The organism is Candidatus Dormiibacterota bacterium (genome assembly GCA_035532835.1).
Classification (GTDB): domain Bacteria; phylum Vulcanimicrobiota; class Vulcanimicrobiia; order Vulcanimicrobiales; family Vulcanimicrobiaceae; genus DAHUXY01.
On sequence record DATKQG010000017.1, the window covers coordinates 1 to 12,217 of the forward strand.

Annotated in this window: 13 protein-coding genes; 5 read left to right on the forward strand and 8 right to left on the reverse strand. The window is 63.5% G+C overall.

The genetic code is table 11. The annotated features are described in order from the left end of the window. Window positions 1-109: 109 nt before the first annotated feature. Both VMW12_02415 and VMW12_02420 read left to right on the forward strand, forming a co-directional pair. A complete protein-coding gene (locus VMW12_02415; protein HUZ48577.1) occupies window positions 110-385 on the forward strand; it encodes a hypothetical protein in 276 nt (91 codons plus the stop codon). Between the two features lie 57 nt (window positions 386-442). Next, complete coding sequence (locus VMW12_02420) at window positions 443-1,981, forward strand: peptidase S10 (GenBank protein HUZ48578.1); 1,539 nt, start codon at window positions 443-445, stop codon at window positions 1,979-1,981. Between the two features lie 73 nt (window positions 1,982-2,054). On the opposite strand, the gene VMW12_02425 is transcribed toward VMW12_02420, so the two are convergent. The 8 genes from VMW12_02425 to tsaE all read right to left on the reverse strand — a co-directional run bounded on the left by VMW12_02425 (window position 2,055) and on the right by tsaE (window position 8,971). Next, window positions 2,055-5,093, reverse strand: a complete 3,039-nt coding sequence (locus tag VMW12_02425; protein HUZ48579.1) for a hypothetical protein — start codon at window positions 5,091-5,093, stop codon at window positions 2,055-2,057. Between the two features lie 62 nt (window positions 5,094-5,155). After that, a complete protein-coding gene (locus tag VMW12_02430) occupies window positions 5,156-6,181 on the reverse strand; it encodes a TPM domain-containing protein (GenBank protein HUZ48580.1) in 1,026 nt (341 codons plus the stop codon). A gap of 50 nt (window positions 6,182-6,231) precedes the next feature. Then, window positions 6,232-6,387, reverse strand: coding sequence for a hypothetical protein (locus tag VMW12_02435; protein ID HUZ48581.1), 156 nt, complete (start codon window positions 6,385-6,387; stop codon window positions 6,232-6,234). After that, window positions 6,384-6,719 (reverse strand): ribosome silencing factor, encoded by a 336-nt coding sequence (rsfS, locus tag VMW12_02440; protein HUZ48582.1) that lies wholly within the window; start codon window positions 6,717-6,719, stop codon window positions 6,384-6,386. The genes VMW12_02435 and rsfS overlap by 4 nt, the downstream gene beginning before the upstream one ends. Then, entirely contained in the window at window positions 6,716-7,387 is a 672-nt protein-coding gene (gene yqeK, locus VMW12_02445) for a bis(5'-nucleosyl)-tetraphosphatase (symmetrical) YqeK (GenBank protein ID HUZ48583.1), read from the reverse strand. Before yqeK ends, rsfS begins: the two co-directional genes overlap by 4 nt. Next, on the reverse strand, window positions 7,312-7,809 hold the full coding sequence (gene rimI / locus VMW12_02450; GenBank protein ID HUZ48584.1) for a ribosomal protein S18-alanine N-acetyltransferase: 498 nt from the start codon (window positions 7,807-7,809) through the stop codon (window positions 7,312-7,314). Before rimI ends, yqeK begins: the two co-directional genes overlap by 76 nt. Window positions 7,810-7,850: 41 nt before the next feature. Then, window positions 7,851-8,513: a tRNA (adenosine(37)-N6)-threonylcarbamoyltransferase complex dimerization subunit type 1 TsaB gene (gene tsaB / locus VMW12_02455; GenBank protein HUZ48585.1), complete on the reverse strand. Its 663-nt coding sequence runs from the start codon at window positions 8,511-8,513 to the stop codon at window positions 7,851-7,853. Beyond that, complete coding sequence (gene tsaE / locus VMW12_02460) at window positions 8,510-8,971, reverse strand: tRNA (adenosine(37)-N6)-threonylcarbamoyltransferase complex ATPase subunit type 1 TsaE (GenBank protein HUZ48586.1); 462 nt, start codon at window positions 8,969-8,971, stop codon at window positions 8,510-8,512. The genes tsaB and tsaE overlap by 4 nt, the downstream gene beginning before the upstream one ends. Between tsaE and VMW12_02465 the strand changes: the two genes are divergently transcribed. From VMW12_02465 to trxA, 3 genes are all read left to right on the forward strand, one after another. Next, window positions 8,970-9,230, forward strand: a complete 261-nt coding sequence (locus tag VMW12_02465) for a hypothetical protein (GenBank protein ID HUZ48587.1) — start codon at window positions 8,970-8,972, stop codon at window positions 9,228-9,230. The two genes, tsaE and VMW12_02465, sit on opposite strands and share 2 nt — an antisense overlap. Window positions 9,231-9,305: 75 nt before the next feature. Next, window positions 9,306-11,813, forward strand: coding sequence for a DNA gyrase subunit A (gyrA, locus tag VMW12_02470; GenBank protein ID HUZ48588.1), 2,508 nt, complete (start codon window positions 9,306-9,308; stop codon window positions 11,811-11,813). 71 nt (window positions 11,814-11,884) lie between these two features. Continuing rightward, on the forward strand, window positions 11,885-12,211 hold the full coding sequence (gene trxA, locus VMW12_02475; protein ID HUZ48589.1) for a thioredoxin: 327 nt from the start codon (window positions 11,885-11,887) through the stop codon (window positions 12,209-12,211). Window positions 12,212-12,217 lie beyond the last annotated feature (6 nt).

Consider the following 12,217-nt stretch of genomic DNA (forward strand, 5'->3'; position numbering starts at 1 on the left):
GAGGACCGGCTTCGCCGCATCAAAGGGGCGATGCTGCCGTACCTCGAGTCGATCGAACGCGCGGTCGGGCGGCTCAAAATCGAACTCTATCAACCTATTGGAGCGGAGCATGCCGTTTCTGGCCGTCGTTCATCTGCGTGAAACCCCCTGTAAGACGTGCGGCGCGCTCCTGGCGCAGGCCGGCGCGCGGTCGTTCGTCGTCGATGAAGAGCGGGAGCCGCTGTGGTTTGAGGCGGGCGCCGTCCCGGAAGAGATGACGCTAGTCATCACCTGCCCGAGCGGGCATCCGGAGCAGTTCTTCGTGCCGAACGAAATCGGTGCCGAGGAAACGCTGCTTACGCCCGAGGACGCGCCGATCGGCCTGGACGCGGTGTTCGTGCCATAATTCTGGCCTGCAGGGCCGCGAGCCCTAAGCGACAATGCATTCGCGGTGTTGTATTCTATGAAACCGCTGCGCGTGGTGCTTGCCGCCGCGCTCGCAGCTTCGTGTATCGGCCCGGCCTTTGCCGCCGACGCACCCCAACCGCCCAAGGCCGCTAAGCCGCCGCAAGTCTCGGCGGGGGCGCCGGATGCCGTCACCCACCATTCCATCTCGGTGAACGGCAAAACGCTGAACTACACGGCACGCGCCGGCACGATCACGCTGCGCAACAACGCGCAAGAGCCGACCGCGCGGATGTTCTACGTCGCCTACACCCTCGACGGCGTCAGCCCGGCGGGGCGTCCGGTGACGTTCTTCTACAACGGTGGCCCCGGCAGTTCCACCGTTTGGTTGCACATGGCTTCGTTCGGACCGATGCGTTTGGACGCACCCAACGCGCAAGCCGCCGGAAATCCGCCCTATAAACTGGCTCCCAACCCGTACACGCTGCTCGACAAGACGGACGAAGTCTTTATCGACGCGCCGGGCACCGGCTTCGGGCGCTTGATCGGTGCCGGAAAGCCGAAAGAGTTCTATGGCGTCGATCAGGACGCGAAGGCCTTCTCGCAGTTCATTCAGTCCTACCTGACCAACTTCAATCGTTGGAATTCGCCGAAGTTTCTCTTTGGCGAGAGCTACGGCACGACGCGCTCGGCGGCGCTTTCGAGCGTCCTCGAAGACGCGGGCGTTCAACTGAACGGCATCGTGCTGCAATCCTCGATCTTGAATTTCGATCTGGATTGGGCGACGAATTTCTCGCCGGTTTCGATCGGCGGCGGCGATTGGGCGTACCCGCTCTATCTGCCTTCGGAAGCCGCGATTGCGTGGTATCACAACGCGCTACCGAACCGGCCGGCTAACCTGCCCGCGTTTCTGCAGCAAGTCCAACACTTCGCGATGACGGAGTATCTGCAGGGCCTTGCGGAGGGCGCGCAGCTGCCGTCCAACCAATTCAACGACATCGTCAATAAACTGCACCAATACACGGGCCTCTCGACGCAATACATCCGCGATTCGAATCTGCGCATTCAGTACGGGCGTTTCGAATCGCAGCTTTTGCGCAACCGCGGGGAAGTGGTTGGGCGCTTGGACGCGCGGTATAAGACGTATACGCTCGACGGTGCCGGCGGGTCGCCCGCGTGGGACCCCGCCGATGTCGCGATGACCCCGATCTTCACCGCGCTCTTCAACAGCTACGTTCGTAACGACTTGCAGTACCACCCCACGGTGCCGTACCGTATCGTCAATTACGGGCAAGAACTCCGTTCGTGGGATTTCAAGCACAACGGTTCCGAGCCGACCAACGTCGCCCCGGATCTGGCCCAGGCGATGACGCAAGACCCGCACCTGCACGTCTTCTCCGCGAACGGATACTACGATTTAGCGACGCCGTATTTCGCGACGGTGTACACGCTCGATCACCTCAATCTCAACCCGCAACTGCAGAAGAACATCAGCTACGGCTTCTACCAGTCCGGACACATGATCTACATGAACACTCCGGCTTTGGCGAAGTACAAGAGCGATCTCGATGCTTGGTACGATCGCGTACTGCGATAGCTCACGCACGAGTTGAACGAAAAAGGACCCGGCCGATCGGCCGGGTCCTTTTTCGTTCGCTCGGTCGGCGAGCTTAGCGCGGGCGTTCCATTGCCGCGAGCTTCGCTAGCGTGGCAGCGAGGGTTGCGTCGAGCTTTGCAAACGCCGTTCGCATGTCGCGAGTCGGAGCCGCATCGGCACTCTCCACCTGATCCTGCAATCCCCCGAACGCTTGCGAGAGATACATGAAGCTGGTGAAATCGTGCGAGGGTTTGCCCACCGAGTCGTCCGGGTCGGCCGCCGGCGCGATGCCGATGATCTGTGCCTGCAGGATGCGTTCCTGCGAGGCCGATAGCGCGGGACGCTTTGCAAGCGCGATCGCTCGCTCGTTCGCCACGGTAACCTGCCCTTCGCGTTGCGATATGTCCATCGCTAGCGCATACTGCGCGCGCAGATCGGCATCGCTTGCGGTAATGCGAGGGTCGCGCACGATCGCGAACGGCTGCTCGAGCTGCATCCCGTCAACCGCAAGACGAACCTTATACGCGCCGGGCGGCGCGTACGGTCCTTGCTTCGTATCGACCGCAAAGTTCCAGACGAAGCGGTGCGCTCCGGCGCCGGTTCCCGGAACGGGCGGCGTCTTGAGCCAGTAGGCGGGAATATCCACCGTGTTGGGATTCACAACGTGCGGGGGCACGGCGCTCGACCAACTGCGCAGCACCTTCCCCGTGCCGTCGAGGATATCGATCACCACCGGCGTCGTTGCCGCATGCGCCAAGGTGTAGTCGATGTAGACGCCCGGGACGCGGTTGTCGGCTTGCGGCTCGTCGAGCGGAAGCGGCGTGCCCTCTTGGCTACCGGGCCGAACGCGAATCGCGGTCGCCGGCGCAAAGAGGTACGCGCGCGCCGCAGCGATGCGAGCGCTCAATGCGCGCAACGGCGTGATATCGTCCATGATGTAGAACCCGCGCCCGTGCGTGGCGATGATCGCATCGTTGTCGTGAATATCGATATCGCGTACCGAGGTGACCGGGAGGTTGCGTTGCAGCGACTGCCAGTGGTCGCCGTCGTCGAACGAGACCTCGACGCCTTTCTCGGTTCCGGCGTAGAGCAATCCCGCGCGATCGGGATCGGCCCGGACGACGTTGATGAACGAGCCGTACGGAATGCCGTTAACGATCGCGGTCCAATGCGCGCCGCCGTCGTGCGTGCGGTAAATATACGGAGCGTAGTCGTCCAGGCGATGTCGATCGACGGCGATGTACGCCGTGAGCGGATCGCGCGCCGACGCTTCGATGGTGCCGACTTTCGACCAGGGCGTGAGGGCTTTCGGCGTGACGTTTTTCCAGTGCTTGCCGCCATCGTGCGTGACCCAGACGTATCCGTCGTCGGTACCGGCCCAAATGAGGTTGGCATCGCGCGGTGACGGCGCGAGCGCGTAGACGACGCCGCGCTTGGGCAAACCCGAGCTGTCGGCAATCGTTGCCGGGTCGAGATTCGCGGGATGGTTTTCATCCGCGCGCGTGAGATCGGGGCTGATGATGCTCCAGTGATGCCCGCCGTCGTGCGAGAGAAAGATCTTCTGCCGCGCGGTATAGAGCGCGGTTGGGTCCGCCGGCGAGACGACCAGCGGCAGCGTCCACGTGTGCCGCCAAATGTGGCCCGGGTAGGCGGTGGTCGGATCGATGTTCTGCTCCCAACCGGTCGCGACGTTCTCGGCCGTGACCGTGTCGGAGCCGCCGAAAATCGTGCCGGGATGGCGCGGATCGGTTGCGATGTAGCCGTTTTCGCCGCCCGAATCGATCGGGTGGAAATCCTGTTGCGAGAGCGTCGCATACTTGCTGGAACTCGGCGTCATCGCCGAGCCCGAATCTTGCTGCGCGCCGTAGACGTGATACGGAAACGCGTTGTCGGTGGTGACGTGGTAGAACTGCGCGGTGTTTTGGTTGTACCACGAACTCCACGTCTTGGCGTCGTCGACGCTGACGATCACGCCCTGGTCGCTGCCCAGAATCATACGGCTCGGATCGTTGGGTTCGATCCAGAGGGTGTGATAATCGTCGCCGCCCGGCGCACCCTTGATCGCGACGAACGTTTTGCCGCCGTCGGTCGAGCGATACGTCGAGGTATCCATCACGTAGACGGTGTCGGGATTCTTTGGATCGGCCGTGATGCCGCCGAAGTACCAGCCGCGCTGCCAGATGCGCACCTGGTCGCGTCCGCCGGCCATGTGCTTCCAACTCGCTCCTCCGTCGTCGGAGCGGTAGACGCCGCCGTGCTCGATATCGCTATCGACCTGCGCGTACACGCGCTGCGGGTCGGCGGGCGAAACGGTAACGCCGATGTGCCCGACGTGTGCGGGCAAACCGTCGGTGAGGTGCGTCCAGGTCTTTCCGGCGTCGGTGGATTTGTAGAGGCCGCTTCCCGGCCCGTTGCTCGGCGGATAGACGTTCCACGGTGGACGGCGCGTCTGCCAGAGCGATGCATAAAGGACCGACGAATTGCTCGGGTCCATCGCGAGGTCGATCGCACCGGTGTTGTCGTCCTTATAGAGGACTTTGCTCCAGGTTGCGCCGCCGTCGGTCGTCTTGAAGACGCCGCGCTCGGCATTCGGCCCGTATGCATGCCCGAGCGCCGCGACGTATACGACGTTCGCATCGTGCGGGTCGACGACGATCGCGCCGATCTGACGCGTGTCGGTCAGCCCGATGTGCGCCCACGTTTTGCCGCCGTCGGTCGAGCGATACATGCCGTCGCCATACGCGATGTTCGAACGCATGTCGGCTTCGCCGGTGCCGACGTAGATCGTCGAAGGCGCGCTCGGCGCAACGGCGATCGCACCGATCGAGGCGACCGGTTCTTTATCGAAAATCGGCGTCCAGGTACGGCCGTCGTTGAGGCTCTCCCAGACGCCGCCGTCGACCGCGCCGAAATAGAAATGGTCCGGCTGCCCCGGGACGCCGGTAACGGCCAGCGCGCGGCCGCCGCGGAACGGGCCGATCGAGCGCCACGAAAGATCGTTAAAAAGGGATGGTTGGAGGTGTGAGGGGCCGGGATTCGCCGCCTGCGCTAGCGCTGTCGCGCTCGTAAGGGCAAAGAGAACGGCCATCACACCGTGAAGCAAACGTCGCATGCACGCTGCTTACGAGCGCACAATGGCGTGCCCTGCACCCAAGGGTGCAAAGCGGTAGGCGTTTACCAGCCGCCCCCGCCGGAATCCCCGCCGCCGAAGCCGCCGCCCCCGCCGAAATCTCCGAAGCCGCCGCCGCCGAAATCGCCGGCGCTGCCGCCGCTCATATCGGTTTGCCCGGCGTCGTTACCCCAGCCGCCGGCATCGCCGCCGTTTGCGCCCCAGCCGCCGCCGGCGTCGGGCGGGCCGCCCTGCATCATGCCGCCGCCGAAGCCGCCGCGATTGCCGAACATTTCGTTACCGAGCCACGCACCGCCGAGTCCGCCGAGCAATCCGCTCCAGAAGCTACCGCCGCCGCCGAACCCACCCATGCCGTATCCGCCGCCCATCGGGTATCCGCCCGGCGCCATCGGCGCTCCGGGCATCGGCGTTCCGGGCGCACCCGGCTGGCCGGGCGTGCCTTGCACCGGCGGATAGTACCGCGGCGCGGAACGGGCCCGCATAATCGAGCGAACGATGAGGAACCCGAGCCCTATGATGACGATCCACCAGAACATGCCGATGTGTACTCCCCCGCCGGAACTTGCTCCGGCGTTTGCGGCAACCGCATTCGTTGCGCCGCCGCGTTGTAAGCTACTTAAATGCGAGCGATAGATCCCTAAGATGTTGCCGACCGCGGTAGTGATACCGCCGTCGAAATTTTCAGCCTTGAACTGCGCTTCCATCGCCTGACGAATCGACGCAACGGTATCGCGCGTGAACCAACCGGCTTGTACTTCCGCGCGTCCGGGAAGAATGATGTCGCGCCGGTCGTTCTTCGCGATGTAGACGATGACGCCGTTGAGCCCTTGTTGCTGCGCGGCCGCACTCGCGGCCGTGGAGATGTCCGCTCCGTTGAGGGCCGGCACCGTGACGACCAATATTTCTTTACCGGTCTGCGCGTTGAAGTTGCCGATGCGCTGGTTCAGCGCCGCAACGGTTGCGGGCGAAAACATTTGGGCTTGGTCTTGAACGAAGTCGCGCGCGCTCGCGGGAAGGGCCCAAGCCAGGGCTGCCGTGGCAAGCACGAAGGCCGCTGCAAAGCGTTTCATGGTCTAGCGTATTCCTCCGGTGGATACTATCGGGGAGCGACGACGGTGTTTCAATGCCCGGCGATGCTGGCGCCGATGACGAAGATGCCACCCACCACGGTGAGGCTGAAGATGCCGATGAAGATCCAGACCCCGAGTTTGAGCAAAAAGCTCCGGCGGGTTCGAACGATCTTGGTTTCGTGCACGACGTGGGCTCGTCTACTCATGATGATCCCTGCGCCTGGCGCTTCTCGACTTCCGACCAGAGCCGTTCGAGGTTGTAGAACGCGCGCTGCTCGGGCGTGAAGACGTGGACGATCACCTCTCCGAGGTCGATCAGGATCCAGGTGCCGTCCGCGTACCCTTCGGTTCGAGCGACTTTGTGCCCGGCTGCTTCTACCGCTTCGGAGATGGCGTCGGCGATGGCACGGGTCTGAATTTTCGAGCGCCCGGTGACGAGCGCGAAGGTATCGGCGATAATCGTGCGTCCGCTTACGTCGATCGCTACGAAGTCCTCGCCTTTTTTATCGAGCGCCGCTTCGCGCGCGATGTCGATCAATTCCGCGATGGTAGTGCCTCCTCGTTGGTGAGCCCGAAGGCTCGGGCGGCCGCCGCGGTTTGCGGGGCGACCGGGATTCCCTTCCGGTGTAAATACGCGAGCGACGAGGCAAGGGTTGCGCGCATCGCCGCGTTGAGATCGTTCTGGGCGAGCGCCCAATGAGCCGCTCGCTCGGGGAAACTGCGGGCGGGTTCGAGCCCGTCGGCCAGATATAGCACGCAATCGAGCGGCGACATCGTTTCGGCCGCAACCGTGTGTTTCGCGATCGCGTCCAAAATGCTTTGGTCGCAAACGCCGAACGATTCGCGGGCGATGATCGCGCCCAACCGCGCGTGCAAAACGATCGGGTGGGCTCGCTCGAATGCGTCGATCGGCATACGCCGCTCCTCGCACTCGCGCACCAGCTGCTCCGCGGAGTACAGCCGGGCCAGGTCGTGGAGCATTCCGGCTAAGCGTGCCTTGCGCGTATCCAGCCCGTGGCGCCGGGCGAGCAACTCGGCGCACCGCGCGACGCGGACGGTGTGTGCGTAACGATGGCGCTGGCCGAGGTGCGCACGAACGCCGCGCGCGAGTTCCGCATACCGCAGCCGCGCTACCGCTGTTCGAAACGCGATCGGAGCGCGCGGAGGCGGCTCCGGAAAAACTCGCCTTTGAGATTGCCGGCCCACATAACCAGCGCGTTCTCGTTATTGTCGCTGTAATAGCCCTTGCGCGTCGTGACGGTCGTAAAGCCGTATTTCCTATAGAGCTGCTGGGCTGCGACGTTGCTCTCGCGAACCTCCAGCGTCATCCACGCGGCGCCACCCTCGATCGCGCGATCGAGTAAGTACAACAGCATCGCTTCACCGAGTTTACGGCCGCGATAGACCGGATCGACCGCAATCGTCGTGACGTGCGAATCCTCGAAGATCACCCAGATGCCGCCGTATGCGACGATTCGGCCGGCGACGCGCCCGACGAAATAATACGCGAGCTTGTTGGTGTGGAGTTCGTTATAGAACGCGTCGGCCGGCCACGTGGTGCTGAACGAGGCGCGCTCGATCTCCATCACCGCGCCGATATCGGCCAGCGTCATCGGCGCGATCTCCATGCGCGTGGGCTCGGGCGCGGACGCGCGTTCCAAATCGGCTTTCACGCGCGAACCACCGGATGCGGCATGGTAACGGCCGGCCGTTCGCCGTAATCCGCACGCACCGCGTGCGGGCTGCGCGCGGGCTGCGCGCGCTCGCCGAGAAGAGCGACGGCTATGGCGGCGTTGGAGGCCGCGGGAGAGAGCGATTCCACGATATAGCCGCGTTCGGCGAGGGAGCCAAGCACGTCCTCCGGGGCGCCCACCACGCGCAACGATTCGTCGAGGGCCGCCGGGAGCACGGCGTTCAGCACTTCGGCCACCCAGCCGGAGGCGCGAAGCTCGCCGTTCCCGGAGCGGTAGCGGGCCGAGATAACGCCTTTGCGGCCCACGACGACGGTGAGCAGCGGCCCGGCGGGGACGAGATATTCGAGCAGATCGTACGAAGAGATCGCGGCTAGCGGCAGCTGCCAGCCCAGCGCCAGCGATTTTGCGTAGCTCAGCGCGATACGCAGGCCGGTGAACCCGCCGGGGCCGCTCCCGACGGCGATCCGGTCGAGGGCCGCCCCATCGACGCCAGCCGTATCCAGGACGGTACGGATGAGGCCCAACCCGGATTCCAGCGCGACCATCCCCGAAGCGGACGCCGATGCGAGCACCCTGCCGTCCTCGGTGACGGCGGCCGAAAAGGCCCCTAGCGCTCCGTCGATGCCGAGCACTCTCACGGGCGGTACTCCACGCTGACCGTCCGCGGGCCCGGGCCGGCCCCCTCGATGGCCACGTCGTAGCGGCCGTTGGGCATCAGCTGCGGGGCCCGGCTCCACCACTCCACCAGCACGATCGAATCGCCGGAGAAGGCGTCCTCGAGCCCGAGCTCGGCGAGTTCCGCCGGGTCTTCGATGCGGTAGAGATCCAAATGGTCGATGGCGGGGGCTTGCGAAAGCGGCCCGGCCGGGGGAAGGTAGCGATGCCAGAACGTGAAGGTCGGGCTCGATGTGGGGTCGTCGCCATGGAGCGCGCGCACCACGGCGCGCACGAAGGTGGTCTTTCCCGCGCCGAGCGGGCCGCTTAGGGCGACGGTATCGCCCGCGCGCAAACGTGCCGCGAAACGCTGCGCGAAGGCGACGAATGCGGATTCGGTTGGGAAAGTGGCGTGGAAGGGCGCGGCGAAGGTATCGGGCATGGATTTCGAGGCCTCTTTCGAGGCAAAACTCCAAGAGCATCTGCGGGCGGTCGCGGCGGCCGCGAACGATGCCAAGGAGCATATCCGCCTGGGAGTGGGAGCGCAGCGCCCGCAGCCGGAGGAGCGCCGGGCCGAGCCCGAGTGGGCGCCGCCGCCCCGCCCGCAGGCGGCCGTTTCATTCGACGATCTCTCGGACACCGCCGTCCCGAGGCCGGAGGTTGACGACGAGGGCATCCCCGTGTGGGAAGACCCGCCGTAAACCTCGAATCCTTAGGACTTGAAATAATCGCGACGGTTGGCACGAGCGCCAGCCATATTTTTTGTAATCGAGCAGATGAATAACGATATTATCCAACGCGTAAACGTCGAAGACGAGATGAAGGAGAGCTACCTCTCCTACGCCATGTCGGTCATCGCGTCGCGCGCCTTACCCGACGTTCGCGACGGCCTCAAGCCCGTGCAGCGCCGCATCTTGTACGCGATGCGTGAGATGGGGATGGAACCGAACAAGCAGCACCGCAAGTGCGCCGGTGTCATCGGAGAAGTGCTCAAGAGCTACCATCCGCACGGCGACAGCTCGGTGTACGATGCGCTCGTTCGGCTAGCGCAGGATTTTACGCTGCGCTACCCGCTCATCGACGGCCACGGTAACTTCGGCTCGATCGACCCCGACTCTCCGGCCGCCTATCGGTACACCGAAGCGCGTTTGGCCCGGCCGGCGACCGATATCCTCGCCGATATCGATAAAGAGACGGTTCCGTTCGTCAATAATTTCGACAACCAGGGTACCGAACCGACCGTATTGCCCGGGCGTTTTCCGCAGCTCTTGCTCAACGGCTCGAGCGGCATCGCGGTCGGCATGGCGACCAACATTCCGCCCCATAACCTCAACGAGATCGCGGATGCGATCGTGTTGCTGCTCGACGACCCCAACGCCGACGACGACGCGCTCTGCGATATCGTGCACGGCCCCGACTTCCCGACCGGCGGCACGATCCTCGGCCAAGAAGCGATTCGACAGGCTTACAAAACCGGCCGCGGCTCGGTCGTGATTCGCGGTAAAGCCGAGATCGTCGAAGAGAAGGGCCGCCACAAGATCGTCATTACGGAAATTCCGTATCAGGTCTACAAGGGGCGCATCGTCGAAGCGATCGCCGAGGCGCACTCCGAGAAGCGCATCCAGGGCATCGCGCGCTTGGACGACGAGTCGAACCGTAAGGGCATGCGCGTCGTCGTCGAACTGCAGAAGAGTGCGACACCCAAAGTCGTGCTCAATCAGCTTTTCAAGCACACGCCGCTGCAATCGAGTTTCGGTTTCAATATGCTGGCGCTGGTGCCGGTGGGCGAACCGCGTGCCAACGGGACGGTCGCGCTCGAGCCGCGGGTGCTCTCGCTCAAGCAACTGCTCGAGTTCTTTATCGGGCATCGCAAAGACGTTATCACGCGCCGCACGCAGTACGATCTGCGCAAGGCCGAAGAACGCGCGCATCTGCTCGAAGGCTACCGCATCGCCCTCGACAACATCGACGAAGTCATCGAAATCGTTCGTTCGAGCCAGACGACCGACGAAGCCAAGACCCGGCTTTCGGAACGCTTTAGCCTCTCCGATATCCAGGCCCAAGCGATCGTCGATATGCGTCTGCGCACGCTCGTCGGCCTCGAGCGGCAGAAGATCGAAGACGAATACAACGAGTTGATGAAGACGATTGCCGATCTGCACGACATTCTGGGTAACGAGCGCCGCGTCGCGCAGATCATCAAGGGCGAAACGCTCGAAATCAAAAAGCGCTACGGCGACGACCGCCGCACCGACGTGCAGCCCGCCGAGAACGAAATCTCGATGGAGCAGTTGATCCCGAACACCGACGTCGTCGTGACGTACACGGTGGGCGGATACATCAAGCGCGTATCGGTCGATACGTTCCGCACGCAGAATCGCGGCGGACGCGGCGTCACCGGCATCTCCAACCTCAAGCGCGAAGATGTCGTACGCAATTTCTTCACCACCAAGACGCACGATCACGTGCTCTTCTTTACGAACAAGGGACGCGTCTATCGCTTGCGCGGATACGAGATTCCCGATACCACGCGTCAAGCGCGCGGCACGGCGCTCGTCAATCTGCTCACGCTGCCTCCGGGCGAGCACGTCACCGCGGTCTTCCCGATCGACAAGTTCGAAGGCGAGAAGAACCTGGTGATGGTGACCGAGCAGGGCGTCATCAAGAAGACGCGACTCGACGAGTTTGCCAACGTCCGGCGTAACGGCCTCAACGCCATCAACCTCGATGAGAAAGACGACCTATTGGCCGTCGATCTCTCCGATGGGTCGCGCGATATCATTCTGGGCACGCGCCTTGGAATGGCGGTTCACTTCAACGAAAAGAACGTCCGCGCGATGGGCCGCAACGCACGCGGCGTCAAGGCGATGACGCTCGAGAACGGCGATACCATCATCGCGATGGATATCGTGGAAGACGAGCGTAAGGAAGTCTTGCTGGTCACCTCCAAGGCGTTCGGTAAACGCACGCCGATCGAAGACTACCGTCACACCTCGCGGGGAGGCAAGGGCGTCAAAGCCTTCGCCAAGGAGCGCGAGGACATCGGTACCGTCGTCGACCAGATCATGGTCGCACCGGACGACCAATTGCTGATGATCACCAGCGGCAATCAGGTGATCCGCCTCAAGGTCGGCGACATCCGTAAGGCCGGTCGCTCCACCAAGGGCGTTCGCTTGCAGCGGCTGGGCGAGGGCGACGAGGTGATCGCCATCACGAATATGGGTAAGCAAGCAGAGCAGATCGAGGACATCACGGGCGAAGAGATCATCCCCCCGGCCGAGTAGCCGGGGGTGCCTCGAAACCCTTGCAAGCGGACCACGGGTTCGAACTACTGGAGGTAAGAAATACCAATTTTATGAGCGCATTGCCAGACGTCACCCAGAGCACGTTCCAAGCCGAAGTACTCCAAAGCAGCCAGCCGGTGCTGGTGGACTTTTGGGCTCCTTGGTGCGGGCCGTGTAAGATGCTTTCCCCGGTCGTCGAAAAAGTCGCCGCCGCCAACACCGGCAAGGCGAAATTCGTCAAGCTGAACACCGACGACAACCCGAGCCTAGCCGGGCAGTATCAGGTCTCCGGGATTCCGTGCCTGATTCTCTTCAAAGACGGCCAACCGGTCGATCGCATCGTCGGGTACGTTCCGGAGAACGCGATCTCTTCGATGCTTTCCAAGCACGTCGCGTAGGAAGCA